We start from the raw sequence: 12,794 nt of genomic DNA, 5'->3' as shown, positions 1-12,794 counted from the left end.
GCATCCATGCGGCTGCCACCCCGCACTCCGACACCGCCCCACCTCTGACAGATTCTCGCGATCTGATGGATCCACGCCATGCGTGGATGAATCTCCATCGAGTTCGAGTATTTCGACAATTGATCGAAGAGCATCCACGCATGGCGTGGATCTACCGTGTCGACCAAGGTCGACACCCACCAAGAGCCGGCCATGCCATTCCCGCAGATCGCGAAAATCTGTCGAAGGCGGGGTGGGTCCGGTTGCGGGAGTGTCAGCCGCATGGATGCGGCTGCCAAGCCTACATGGACGTACTTGCGGCGTCTCCCGCAACCGGACCCACCCCGCCATCCCTCAGCAAACCAGCTTCTGCTTCTGCTGTTGCTGCTGTTGCTCCTAGCGGGTGCAGGGCGCAGCCCTGCCGTACACCTACCCCCTGGCCATCGCCTGCCACCACTGCGACAGCAGCTCCGGCCTCCGCAGGCGCTCGCGCCACCAGCGCAGTGCAGCGCCATCCTCGCCGGTGCGCCAGGCCAGCCAGAAGGTCTCTTCCGGCTTGTGTTCCTCCACCTCGCGGATCACCAGCTGGCCACGTGCCACCGCCGCGCGCGCGCACGGCTCGGGCAGGAAGCCGAAGCCCACGCCTTCGCACTGCAGCTTCAGCTTGCTGGCCATGTCCGGCACCGTCAGCATCTCCTGCCCCATCAACAAGCCGACCGTGCGCGGCAGCAACCTGCGCGCGGAATCAGAGACCGCGATCGCGCAGTGCTCGACCAGCTGCTCGCGACCCAGCACACCCGGCACTGCGGCCAACGGATGATGGGGTGCGACCGCGAATACGAACTCCACTGAGCCCAGCGGCTCGACCACGTAACCGCCGCCACTGGGCCCCTCGCCCGGCGCGCCGACCAGCAGGTCGGCACGGCGGTCCAGCAGGGCCTCCCAGGTGCCGGACAGGGCCTCCCCGATCAGCCGCAGCCGGGTCGGCGCCTCGGCCTCACGAAACGCGGCGATGTCCGGGCCGAGCAGCCAGGTCGGGAACACCGAGTCCACCGCCAGCGTCAGTTCGGTCTCCCAGCCCGACGCCACCCGGCGCACCCGCAGCTCCAGCTCGCGGGCGGCGCGCAGCAGGTGCCGTCCCTCGTCCAGCAGCGCGCGACCGGCCTCGGTCGGTTCGGCGCGCGGGCCGACCCGGTCGAACAGCTGAACGCCCAGGTCCTCCTCCAGCTTGGCCACGGTGTAGGAGATGGTCGAGGGCACCTTGTGCAGGGCCTTGCCGGCGCCGGCGAACGAGCCGCGGCGGTCGATGGCATCCAGGATCTGCAGGGCATCGAGGCTGAGTTTGAGCATTCGAATTTTTCGATGATGGCTGTCAAAACTATCCGTTTTTCAAACCCCGGGCGCAAGCGGATACTTCTCTCCAACGGGGAAACACAGCGGCTACCGGCCCACCCCGCCCCATCGAAACCATCGAACAAGGAGATTCCATCATGCTGCAGATCCGCAAGAGCGCTACCCGTGGCCTGGCCGAGCATGGCTGGCTGTCCTCGCGCCATACCTTCTCCTTCGCCAACTACTACGACCCGCGCTACGTCAGCTTCGGCCCGCTGCGGGTGATCAACGAAGACAAGGTGATCGGCGGCCAAGGCTTCGGTACCCACAGCCACAGCAACATGGAAATCATTTCCTACGTGCTGGGCGGCGCGCTGGAGCACAAGGACTCGATGGGCACCGGTTCGGTGCTGCGCTACGGCGACGTGCAGCGCATGAGCGCCGGCAGTGGCGTCAGCCACAGCGAGTTCAACCACTCGGCCGACGAGACCGTGCACTTCCTGCAGATCTGGATCTTCCCGGACACCGAGAACATCACGCCGTCGTACGAGGAGACCCATTTCGCGCCGGAGACCAAGCGCGGCCAGCTGCGCCTGATCGCCTCGCCGGACGGTGCCGACGGTTCGCTGCGCATCCACCAGGATGCCCGCATCTTCGCCACCATCCTCGATGGCGGCCAGAAGCTGCACCATGCGCTTGGCAACGGTCGTGGCGCCTATGTGCAGGTGGCGCGTGGCCAGCTGCAGGTCAACGGCATCACCCTGGAAGCCGGTGATGCGCTGCAGGTCAGCGACGAAGCGCAGTTGACCCTGGAAAACGGCAACGACGCTGAAGTGCTGGTGTTCGACCTGCCGCTGTAACGACAACGCCCGCGATGCTGCAGAGCATCGCGGGCGCTTTTCTGTAGAGCCGAGCCCATGCTCGGCTGCGGTGCGACAGCCAGCCGAGCGTGGGCTCGGCTCTACAGGACCAGCGTCAGAACCTGTAGTTCAAGGTGAGTCGTACATTGCGCGGCTCACCCCAGGTGTAGGTGCTGTACCAGTTGAAGATCGTGTAGTAACGCTTGTCGAGCAGGTTGTTGACGTTGACCGTGGCCGACAGGCGATCGTTGAACTGGTAGCGCGCCATCGCATCGAGCAACCAGTAAGGCTGCGTGCGATGCAGCACCTTGGCCTGCGTGGCCGGATTGGTGATCTCGCCGAAGGTCGAATCCTGCCAGCGCGCGCCACCACCCAGCGTCAGCGCCTGCCAGGCACCGCGCAGACGATAGCGGGTGTGCAGGCTGAACTGGTTCTCCGGTTCCAGCGTGGTCACCTTGGTCCCCGCCTGGCGGGCGATCTTGTGGGAGAACCCACCCTGCACCTGCCAGCCCTCGGCCAGCTGACCCGACATTTCAAGCTCGTAACCCTTGGTGCGCACGCCCATCAAGGCGCGGTAGGCGATGTCACCGGACGGCGTGCGACCACTGGTGGCTTGGGCGAAGTTGTCCTGATCAAGCTGGAACAGCGCCGCACTGGCATTGAGGCGTCCATCGAAGAACTCGGCCTTCAGCCCCATCTCGTAGCTGCGGCCTTCCAGCGGATCCAGTGCCTTGCCCTGCTCGTCACGCTCGCCCTGCGGCTTGAAGATGGTGCTGTAGCTGGCGTACACCGAGTAGTGCTCACCGAGGTCGTAGACCACGCCGGCATACGGCACATAGACGCCGGTCTCGCGTGTATCCGGCGAGCGGTAGCTGGCCAGGCGGCTGCCGACGATCAGCTTCAACGGATCGGCCACGTCGAAACGGCCGACCACGTACAGCCCGTTCTCACGGGTCACTTCATTGTTGTCATAGGTGCGCTGCCACTGCGGTTCGGCAATGTCGCCATTCCAGCTGCGGTAGTCCGGCACGGTATCCGGGAAACCCGCCTGAGGGCCGTAGCCGGTATTGGTCCAGCGCTTGCGCGAGGCACTGCCACCCACCACCAGCTCATGCTCGCGGCCGAACAGGCCGAAATGCCCACTCACATAGAAGTCGGCGGCATTGCTGACGGTCTTGCCGACGTACTTGCCGAGCCACAGGCTGACGCCCTCGCCGGTCAACGGATCCGGATTGCCGGCGGCGGCACCGGCCAGTGCGGCGTCATAGCCGTTGACCTGATGGTTGAGCTGCAGCTTGGCAATCCAATCGTTGGCGAACGTGTGCTCCAACGTGGCGAAACCGGTACGCACGTACTGGCGCCAGCCGGCCCATTGCGCACCATTGTTGAACGAGCGCGGCATGCGGTTGAAGTTGCCGGCGCTGTCCAGCAGCGGAATACCGCCCCACGTGGAGCCCTTCGGGTCGCTGTCCATCACGTCGCCACCGATCGACAACAGCGTGCGCTCGCCCAGATCGGCTTCCAGCACGGCATAGCCGACCTTGCTGGTGCGCTGGTAGTTGTCCAGGTTGGAGTGCTTGTCTTCCCAGGCCCCCACGGCACGGCCACGCAGGCGGCCATCGGCAGTCAGCGGACCACCGACATCGAGCTCGGCGCGGTAGTCGTCCCAGCGGCCGACACCCAGTGAGGCGCTGCCCGCGAAGTCCTTGCCCGGCTTCTTGCGCACCAGGTTGATGGTCGCACCCGGATCGCCCATGCCGGTCAACAGGCCGGTCGCGCCCTTGAGCACCTCGATGCGGTCGTAGATGGCGGTATCGCTGAGCGTGTTACCGGCGGAGTACGCCGAATTGCGCGACATCGGAATGCCGTCGTACTGGAAGTTCTGGATCGCGAAACCACGCGCGTAGTACTCGGTGCGTTCGCTGTCGTAGGTGACGATGCTGATGCCGGGGGTCACCCGCATCACGTCGTCGATGCCGTGCAGGCCGAAGTCATCCATCTGTGCGCGGGTGATCACGCTGATGGTCTGCGGGGTCTGCCGTGGCGTCAGCACCAAGCGGGTCGCGGTGGCAATGGTGCCGGGCGTATAGGCGCCGCTGCCCTCGGTGATGGTACCGAGCAGGTTGGCGGTGACCTGTACCGTCTGCAGGGTCTGCGATGCAGGCGCCTGGGAATCCTTGCCTGGATCCGTACTGGACTGCGCAGCAGCAATACTGCTGCTGGCCAGTGCAGCGATCAGCAGGCCCTGCGCGAGCGCCTGCGGCAACGCGCGGCGACGCGGCAAGGGAAACGGAGCATGGGCAACAGGCACGGACAGCACGGCAGGACCTCCACGATAGGGTGGGATCCTCTGGCGGCGGCTGGAGGGAAGAGAGGGACGCGGCCGGATAGCCGCAAGCGCAGGAGTGTACTCCCCTGCGCCCCGGCTGTCGTGCAACGCGCTGCCGCAGCTATCAGCCGCCGATGGCGGCGCACGCCTCCAGGATCAGCGCCGTCACTTCCTTCGGCTGCGAGGCCAATGAGGCATGGCTGGCATCCAGCTCCAGCAGGCGCTTGGGCTGCATCCTTGCGGCCATGGCCTTCTGGTTTTCCGGCGCGATCATGCGGTCGTGGCGGGACAGCTGGTACCAGCTCGGCGTGTGCTTCCACGCCGGATCGCTGACCGCATCACCGAAGGTACTGGCCAGCGGCGCCTTCTGGGTCACCGCCATCACCCGGCCCTCGTCCTCGCTCAGATCCTGGCAGAAGCTCTCATGGAACTTGTCCGCACGCAGCCACAGGTAGCCATCGCTGTCCGGTGCCAGGTTCGGCGCCGCCTCCGGCAGGTGCTGCTGGGTGATGCCACCGGGACTCTCGCCGGCATCAGGCGCGAACGCGGCGATGTAGACCAGGCCCTTCACGTTGGGCTCGTTGCCGGCCTGGCTGATCACAGCGCCGCCATAGGAGTGGCCGACCAGCAGTACCGGCCCGTCGATCTGCCGGATCATTTTCCGGGTTCGCCCTGCGTCGTCGGCCAGCGACGTCAGCGGCAGCTCCACCGCCTGCACACGGTCGTGGCCGTTGCGATGCAGTTCCAGGATCACCTTGGCCCAGTGTGCGGCCCCGCCCCAGAATCCATGGACGAGGAGGATGGTCGGTGTCGTGCTCATGTACGGATCTCCGGCAGCGGCCGGCGGGATGCCGACCGTGCAGCCACTGTCCGTGGGCCACGTTAATCGCCAGTGACGCGATCGGGTCACTGCAATCGTATGCGTCGCCCGATGTCACGCATGGCACTTGCCGAGTCGACCTGCAAACGTTTCCATAAACGTCCCCTGGAGCTTCGCACCGCGCATGACGCCTTCATCCCCACGTGCCCAGCAGCACGCCACCCGCGCCGCCTTCTTCATTCCCGGATTCGCCACCGCCGCGTGGGCGCCGATGGTGCCCTACGCCAAGGCCAAGGCCGGGCTGTCCGACGCCAGCCTCGGCGCCGTGCTGCTGTGCCTCGGGCTCGGCTCGCTGCTGGCGATGCCGTTGGCGGGTGCGCTGACCGGGCGACTGGGCTGCCGCCGGGTGATGGTGATCACCTGCGCGATGATGCTGTGCGCCCTGCCCCTGCTGGTGCTGGCGCCTTCGCCGGTGGCACTGGGCGCGGCACTGTTCGTGTTCGGCGCCGGCGTCGGTGCGCTGGATTGTGCGATGAACATGCAGGCGGTGGCGGTCGAGCGCGACGCCGGGCGCGCGATGATGTCCGGCTTCCATGCCTTCTACAGCATCGGGGGCTTCGTCGGCGCCGGCTGCATGACCGGCCTGCTGATCCTGGGTACACCGCTGTGGCTGGCCGCGCTGGTTTCGGTGGCGGCGCTGCTGCTGGTCGCAGTGCTGTCGGCGCCGCACTGGCGTCCGCAACGGATCCTGCACGAAGGACCGTTGCTGGCACTGCCGCACGGCGTCGTGCTGTTCATCGGCGTGCTGGCCTTCGTGGTGTTCCTTGCCGAGGGCTCGATGCTGGACTGGAGCGCGGTGTTCCTGGCCGAAGTGCGGCAGGTGCCGCGTGACCAGGCCGGCGCCGGCTTCGCGCTGTTCACCCTGGCGATGACCGCGATGCGCCTGTTCGGCGACGGCATCGTCGAGCGCCTCGGCCGCACCCGCACCCTGGTCTTCGGCGGCATCACCGCCGCAGCCGGTTTCACGTTGGCCACGCTGGTACCGTCGTTCCCGGTGGCGCTGGCGGGCTATGTGCTGGTCGGGCTGGGCTGCGCCAATATCGTGCCGGCACTGTTCTCGATGGCGGGCCAGCAGCGGGTGATGCCGGAGAGCATCGCCATCACCGCAGTGACCACGCTGGGTTACGCCGGCATTCTCGCCGGCCCCGCAGCGATCGGTGCGCTGGCACACGGCACCAGCCTCGGCTTCGCCTTCCTGTGCGTAGCCGCGCTGCTGCTGGGCGTCGCGGCGTCTGCCCGCTCGCTGGCACGACGGGTGGCCTGACAGAAAAAGGGGACGGAGGGGATTAAGTCGTTTATGGCCCAGGTGTGCGGGAAACGACTTAATCCCCTCCGTCCCTTTTCTCAGCTGCGCGTCAGCCACTCGGCCTGGGCCGGCAGCTGCGGTGCGGGGCACACGCTCTGCGGGTGGTGCTCGTCGCGCGCCATCCAGTCATCGACCACGCCGGCCAGCAGGTCCAGCCGCAGCGGCAGGGTGATGTGGTCCTCGCCGCGCATCTCGATGTAGTGCGCGCGCGGGTTGGCCTGGGCCAGTTCGCGCCCTTGGCTGACCGGAATGTGCTGGTCGCCCTGCCCGTGCAGCAGCAGCACGCAGGCGCGGGTATCGGCCAGCGCGCGCGCTACATCCACGCGGTCCAGATCGACGTCGATGCGGCGGCTGGCGGCGGCGATCACCTGGTTGATGTCCTGGCCGCCATAGCGCCAACGCGCGTACGACGCCACCGCCTGCGCCTTCAGGCCTTCCGGCTGCAGTCCCATCAGGTGCGGGATCATCGTGCGGATCGCTACGCCGGCATTGGCGAACGATTCCATCGCCACCACGCCTTCCACCTGGTCACCGAGCTTGTCGGCGGTGAACACCGCCGTGGCTGCACCATAGGACACGCCAAACAGGTACAGCGGGCCGGTCACTTCACCACGTGCACGCAGCTCGCCGATCACATCGACCACGTCATCCGATTCATAGGTGCCATAGCCCGACGGCCCGGTACCGGACTGTCCATGGTTGCGTAGGTCGAGCGTGACCACGCGGTAGCCGGATTCGGCCAGCTGCAGCGACCATGGCAGCATCGAATCACCGTTCATCATCCAGCCGTGCAGCAGCACCACGGTGCCGCGCGGTGCCTGCGCGCGGAACGGCTGCGGTACTGCCAGGCTCAGGCCGGTATCCAGCGGCAGGCCGTTCTCGTGGCGCTGCGGCAGGTAGTGGTAACGCGCGCCGTAATCGCCAGGATCGAACACACGCCAGAAGATCGGCACGCCATCGCGGCCGGGCGCAAAACCGTGGCGGTTGGGCAGCTCAGCGATGGCCGCAGCAATGCGCGGGCGATCGAGCAGGGTCGATACGCCACCCGGCGCGATCAGCCGATCGGCGAGCGAGGTGGACGAGGCATTGATCGAGGACGAGCATGCAGCCAGCCACAGGCCGGCGCACGCCAGCAACAACAGCAGCAGGCGCTTCATGGGCAATCAGGGAAAAGGTGCGACAGCGTGGCAGGTTAGCGACGCGGGCGTGGGCCATCTATCGCGCGCGGATGACGGCTTGATGACAACGCAGGAACGATTCAGCTTGGTGTGAACGCTGTATCCGTTCAGTCATTGATCCGGATCAATGAACGCGCGCGCGGCATTGCCCACAGTGCCGCCATGCGCACCTCGTTCAAGCTCGCCATTGCCCTGGCCGCCACGCTGGCCGCCGCCTACGGCATCGCCCGCACCACGCCCTACTGGTTCGCACCACGACAGACGGCGCAGGTCGACATCCACGATCCGGCGCTGATCGCGCAGGGGCAATACCTGTCGCGCGCCGCCGACTGCGCGGCCTGCCACACCGCGCCGGGCGGCAGGCCGTTCGCCGGTGGCCTCGGCATGCAGACGCCGATGGGCGCGATCTACTCGACCAACATCACGCCCGATCCGGACACCGGCATTGGTGCCTATGACTACGCCGATTTCGAACGCGCGGTGCGCCGCGGCATCCGCCACGACGGCCAGCCGCTGTATCCGGCCATGCCGTACGCCTCGTACGTGATCGCCAGCGATGCCGAGATCAAGGCGCTGTATGCCTATTTCATGGGCTCGGTGCAGCCGGTGAAGCAAAGCAACGCCGACAGCACGATTCCATGGCCGGCCAACATGCGCTGGCCCCTGGCCTGGTGGCAGCTGCTGTTCGCACGCCCGCGCACGTTCAACCCGGATCCGTCGCTGGATGCCGGCCAGCAGCGCGGCGCCGAACTGGTGGAAGGCCTGGCCCACTGCGGCGCCTGCCACACGCCACGCGGGCTGGCCTTCCAGGAAAAGGCGATGGCCGACGATGGCGGTCGCCAATTTCTGTCCGGCTCGGTACTGGAAGGCTGGTACGCGAAGAACCTGCGCAACGAATCGACCGGCCTGGCCAGCTGGAGCGAGGGTGAGATCGTCGATTTCCTGCGCACTGGCCGCACCGATCGCTCTGCGGCCTTCGGTGGCATGGCCGACGTGGTCGAGCACAGCACGCAGTACCTGTCCGACGCCGATCTGCTGGCCATGGCCCGTTACCTGAAACAGCTGCCGGCCCGCGAAGGACGTAGCGCACAGTGGTCCCCCGGTACCGACACCACCACCGCCGCACTGCGCAGCGGCGACTACCGTGTTGCCGGTTCGCTGGCCTATGCCGAGCACTGCCAGGCCTGCCACCGCGCCGACGGGCGCGGGATGCCCCGCGTCTATCCGGCGCTGGCCGGCAACTCGATCGTGTTCGCCGATGACCCCAGCTCGCTGGTGCAGGTAACCCTGATCGGTGGCCGCACGCCGCATACCCCGCACGACCGGATGGCCTTCACCATGCCCGGCTTCGAACAGCTGCCGAACGCGCAGCTGGCGCAGATCCTGACTTTCATCCGCAGCAGCTGGGGCAACCAGGCCAGCGCCGTGAGCGAGGTCGACGTGGCGCGCATGCGCCGGGTGGTGCGCGACAAGCCAGTGCACTACGTTCCGCAGGAGGCCGCACGATGAAGCGTTCGCGCACGCGTTCCCGCCTGCTGATCGGCAGTGCGATCACCCTCGTGCTGTTGGCCGGCGCCGGTACCCTCGCCTACCGCCATCTCCATCCGGACCTGGATGCCGCCGTGGCCAGCACAATCGATATGCTCGATGCGCAGGGCACGGTGGTCGGCTACTACCATGCGCCGAGTGCCGAGGAGATCGCCGGGCTCGGCAATGCCGAATCGGTAATGCTCGGCCGCCGCATCCTCAACGAGACCGCACGGTTGCTGCCGGACAATGTCGGCAACGATCTGAACTGCAACTCGTGCCACATGGCCGAGGGCAAGCGGCCTTTCGGCAATCACTACTTCAATACCGGCGGCGGCGCCTATCCGCGCTACATGCCGCGTCCGGGCAAGGTGATCGGGCTGACCGAGCGCATCAATGGTTGCCTGCAGCGTTCGATGAACGGCAAGCCGCTGCCGAAGGACTCGCCGCAGATGCGCGCCATGCTCGATTACATGGCGTGGTTGAGCAGTCCTGTGCCAGAGGGGGCAAAGGTGGCCGCCCCCAGTGAGGGGCCCATCGACAGCACGCTGACCCCGGACCCGGTCCGCGGCCAGGCGCTGTACGCCGTGCAGTGCGCCGCGTGCCATGGCGACAATGGCGAAGGACGGCGCGACGCCAGCGGTGACATCGCCTTCCCGCCGCTGTGGGGCGACCACAGCTTCAACATCGGCGCCGGCATGGCGCGGCTGTACAAGGCCGCCGGCTTCGTCAAGCACAACATGCCACCGGCGGTGACCCGCGAGCCGCCACTGGGCCAGCAGGTGATGCGCGACCAGGACGCGGTGGACATCGCCGGCTATTTCATCAACCAGCCGCGGCCGGACTTCGCCAACAAGGGCAAGGACTGGCCACGCGACCCGAAACCCAAGGACGCGCGGTACTGACAGCAGGCGGCCGGGGGCACCGGCCGTCACACAACACGGTTCCTGCATCTCTACGTCATGCCGATGTCATTGGCGCTGCCGACACTCCGGGGCTTCCCTCCTCTGAAGGTCCGGTCTCGATGCGAACGTCTGCGCGCTTTCCCCGTGTCTCGCTGCTTGCCCTGCTGATCGCCCCCGCACTGGACGCCCTGGCCGAAGCACCGCAGGGCGATGCCGCTGAAGCGCGCAGCAGTGAAGCCCGCACCCTCGACCAGGTGCAGGTGATCGGCCAGGCCACCAGCTACGCCAAGACCTCGGTGCGCGCGGAAACACTGAACCGCCAGACGGTGATGAGCAGCGTCAACGACGCGCTCAACGAGGTACCTGGCGTGGTGGTCAGCGAGGCCGATGCCACCGGCTCGTCGGTGTGGGGCACGCAGATCAGCATGCGCGGTTTCGTCACCAACCGCGACACCCAGCAGATCGGCACCACCATCGACGGCCTGCCCAATGGCGGCTCAGGTTACGGCGGCGGCTCGCTGGCCAACCGCTACATCGACACCCTCGACCTGGAAACGGTGGAAGTCAGCCAGGGCACCGCTGATATCTCCTCGCGCTCGAACGAGGCCCTCGGCGGCACTCTGAACTTCCTCACCAGCGATCCGCTGCAGGACAGCCGCCTGCGCTTCGTGGTCGGCGCCGGTGACAACGAGGCGCGCAAGTACTACGTGCGCTACGACACCGGCCTGCTCGGCGGCCACACCCGTGCCTGGGTCAGCGCCTCGTCGGCGCGCGTGCATGACTGGATCGATGGCAGCGGCAAGACCAGCAACGACCACATCGCCGGCAAGTTCATCACCGAACTGGACCGCTGGACGCTGACCGGCTACCTGTCCTACAACGATGCCGACGAGCCGGAATACACCAGCGTCTCACCGAAGGGCTTCGCCACCAATCCGGATCGTGACAACCTGGTGGGGACCCTCACCGGCATTCCCTATCTGGACCAGAACTACCGCTCCGGCTCGCGTGCACTGCGCGAGAACACCTTCGGGTACCTGCGCGCGGCCTTCGACGGCGGCAACGGCTTCAAGGCCTCGGTGGCCGCCTACGGGCACCGCATGCAAGGTCGTGGCGACTGGCTGCCCCCCTACCTGGCGCAGGTCAGCGATGAGGGTGCGGGCCGCCCCGAATCGGAATATCTTGGTGGCAAGACCGTATACGGCGGCAGCAACCGTGGCCAGATCTTCTTCGTCAATCCCGATGGCAGCGCCGCGCAGCGCCTGGCCAGCTGCACCCCGCGCCTGGGCTTCACCGCCGAGTACGATCCGAACTGCTACGCGGGCAACGTGCTGGGCGCGCAGTCCTACCGCCACACCCACTACGACAACGACCGCATGGGCGTGACCGCCGACGTCGAGTGGCGCCAGACCTTCGGCGCAGTCGACAACACGATCCGCGGCGGCCTGTGGGTGGAGAAGCTGGACCGCTCGGCGCGCCGCGACTGGCACCGCCTGCTCAACGTCGGCCAGGACATCGCCTTCGACCACCAGCCTTACTGGGTGCAGTTCGAGGACAAGTACAAGGTTGACGAGCAGATGTATTACGTCGAGGACGTGGCCCGCTTCGGGCCGTTCAGCGCGCGCCTGGGCGTGAAGCAGTTCTTCGTCGACCAGTCGCGCCGCCGCGTGATCGGTGCCAGCGAGCACGTCAAATCCGATTCCAGGTCCGATCCACTGCTCTCCACCGGCTTCACCTGGGCGCCGGGCGTGGAAGGCATGGAGCTGTTCGCGGGCTTCTCGCAGAACTTCGCCGCCATTCCCTCCGGCGTGCTTGGCGAGACTGATCCGCAACGCTTCCGCAACGTCGAGCCGGAGACCGCCGACAACATCGAAGTGGGCATGCGCATCAGCCGCTGGCCGCTGACCGCCTCGGTGACCCTTTACAACATCAAGTTCGACAACCGCATCGTCTACCTGCCTGCAGGTTTCGTCAGTGGCATCGACTATCTCGGCGAGACCGACGGCGTCTACGAGAATTTCGGCGGTGTGGAAAGCAACGGCCTGGAAGCCGCGTTCGGCTACGGCTGGGACAACGGCTGGCGCCTCAACGCCGCCTATACCTACAACCGCTCCAAGTACCTGGGCAGTGGCGATGCCGCGCGCGATACCCAGCTGGGCATCGTCGATGGCGCCAAGGTGATCGGCCAGCCCGAACAGACCCTGGTGCTGTCGGCCGACTGGCAGGGCGAGAACTGGAATTTCGGCCTGTCCGGCCGTTACCTGGGCACGCGTTATCTCGACGCCGCCAACGTCAACAAGCTGCCCTCGGCCACCGTGTTCAACGCCAACATCGGCTTCGACCTGCAGGGCCTGTCGCCGCGCCTGAAGGGCATGGGCGCCAACCTGGTGGTGAGCAACCTCACCGACAAGCGGTATCTTGCAGGGGTGGACGGCCGCGACAACGCCTTCATCGGCGCCCCGCGCACCGTCGGCATCTCCTTCCGCGTGGACCTGTGA

General features: G+C 66.7%; 9 protein-coding genes. 5 read left to right on the top strand and 4 right to left on the bottom strand.

The genetic code is table 11. The annotated features are described in order from the left end of the window. Positions 1-408 precede the first annotated feature (408 nt). On the bottom strand, positions 409-1,329 hold the full coding sequence (locus tag R1H25_RS14465; protein WP_317223920.1) for a LysR family transcriptional regulator: 921 nt from the start codon (positions 1,327-1,329) through the stop codon (positions 409-411). A gap of 140 nt (positions 1,330-1,469) precedes the next feature. Here R1H25_RS14465 and R1H25_RS14460 point away from each other — a divergent pair, with 140 nt between their 5' ends. Beyond that, positions 1,470-2,171 carry a pirin family protein gene (locus R1H25_RS14460; protein ID WP_049434728.1) on the top strand — a complete coding sequence of 234 codons (702 nt, stop codon included), beginning with the start codon at positions 1,470-1,472 and terminating at the stop codon, positions 2,169-2,171. A 115-nt stretch (positions 2,172-2,286) separates the two neighbouring features. Here the strand turns inward: R1H25_RS14460 and R1H25_RS14455 are convergent, their stop codons facing one another. Both R1H25_RS14455 and R1H25_RS14450 read right to left on the bottom strand, forming a co-directional pair. Beyond that, the gene (locus R1H25_RS14455) at positions 2,287-4,491 is read right to left on the bottom strand and encodes a TonB-dependent siderophore receptor (protein ID WP_317223919.1); all 2,205 of its coding nucleotides are present in this window, start codon (positions 4,489-4,491) and stop codon (positions 2,287-2,289) included. Between the two features lie 133 nt (positions 4,492-4,624). Further along, the gene (locus R1H25_RS14450) at positions 4,625-5,320 is read right to left on the bottom strand and encodes an alpha/beta hydrolase (RefSeq protein WP_049449601.1); all 696 of its coding nucleotides are present in this window, start codon (positions 5,318-5,320) and stop codon (positions 4,625-4,627) included. A gap of 184 nt (positions 5,321-5,504) precedes the next feature. Between R1H25_RS14450 and R1H25_RS14445 the strand changes: the two genes are divergently transcribed. Beyond that, a complete protein-coding gene (locus R1H25_RS14445; protein WP_099485100.1) occupies positions 5,505-6,644 on the top strand; it encodes an MFS transporter in 1,140 nt (379 codons plus the stop codon). 80 nt (positions 6,645-6,724) lie between these two features. Here R1H25_RS14445 and R1H25_RS14440 read toward each other — a convergent pair whose 3' ends face one another. Next, a complete protein-coding gene (locus tag R1H25_RS14440) occupies positions 6,725-7,843 on the bottom strand; it encodes an alpha/beta fold hydrolase (RefSeq protein ID WP_057501253.1) in 1,119 nt (372 codons plus the stop codon). A gap of 183 nt (positions 7,844-8,026) precedes the next feature. Here R1H25_RS14440 and R1H25_RS14435 point away from each other — a divergent pair, with 183 nt between their 5' ends. The 3 genes from R1H25_RS14435 (at position 8,027) to R1H25_RS14425 (ending at position 12,794) form a co-directional block, all read left to right on the top strand. Further along, complete coding sequence (locus tag R1H25_RS14435; RefSeq protein WP_317223922.1) at positions 8,027-9,373, top strand: cytochrome c; 1,347 nt, start codon at positions 8,027-8,029, stop codon at positions 9,371-9,373. Beyond that, the gene (locus R1H25_RS14430; protein ID WP_317223918.1) at positions 9,370-10,296 is read left to right on the top strand and encodes a c-type cytochrome; all 927 of its coding nucleotides are present in this window, start codon (positions 9,370-9,372) and stop codon (positions 10,294-10,296) included. The genes R1H25_RS14435 and R1H25_RS14430 overlap by 4 nt, the downstream gene beginning before the upstream one ends. Before the next feature lie 119 nt (positions 10,297-10,415). Next, positions 10,416-12,794: a TonB-dependent receptor domain-containing protein gene (locus R1H25_RS14425; RefSeq protein ID WP_317223917.1), complete on the top strand. Its 2,379-nt coding sequence runs from the start codon at positions 10,416-10,418 to the stop codon at positions 12,792-12,794.

Source organism: Stenotrophomonas veracruzanensis (assembly GCF_032911525.1).
In the GTDB taxonomy this organism is placed as follows: domain Bacteria; phylum Pseudomonadota; class Gammaproteobacteria; order Xanthomonadales; family Xanthomonadaceae; genus Stenotrophomonas; species Stenotrophomonas africana.
This window is presented reverse-complemented; position numbering and strand designations above follow the sequence as displayed.

What these genes read in the sequence shown, in the direction of transcription:
- R1H25_RS14465 (WP_317223920.1), bottom strand. Translation starts at nt 1,329, where the DNA reads ATGCTCAAACTCAGCCTCGATGCCCTGCAGATCCTGGATGCCATCGAC.
- R1H25_RS14440 (WP_057501253.1), bottom strand. Translation starts at nt 7,843, where the DNA reads ATGAAGCGCCTGCTGCTGTTGTTGCTGGCGTGCGCCGGCCTGTGGCTG.
- R1H25_RS14425 (WP_317223917.1), top strand. Translation starts at nt 10,416, where the DNA reads ATGCGAACGTCTGCGCGCTTTCCCCGTGTCTCGCTGCTTGCCCTGCTG.
- R1H25_RS14450 (WP_049449601.1), bottom strand. Translation starts at nt 5,320, where the DNA reads ATGAGCACGACACCGACCATCCTCCTCGTCCATGGATTCTGGGGCGGG.
- R1H25_RS14445 (WP_099485100.1), top strand. Translation starts at nt 5,505, where the DNA reads ATGACGCCTTCATCCCCACGTGCCCAGCAGCACGCCACCCGCGCCGCC.
- R1H25_RS14430 (WP_317223918.1), top strand. Translation starts at nt 9,370, where the DNA reads ATGAAGCGTTCGCGCACGCGTTCCCGCCTGCTGATCGGCAGTGCGATC.
- R1H25_RS14435 (WP_317223922.1), top strand. Translation starts at nt 8,027, where the DNA reads ATGCGCACCTCGTTCAAGCTCGCCATTGCCCTGGCCGCCACGCTGGCC.
- R1H25_RS14460 (WP_049434728.1), top strand. Translation starts at nt 1,470, where the DNA reads ATGCTGCAGATCCGCAAGAGCGCTACCCGTGGCCTGGCCGAGCATGGC.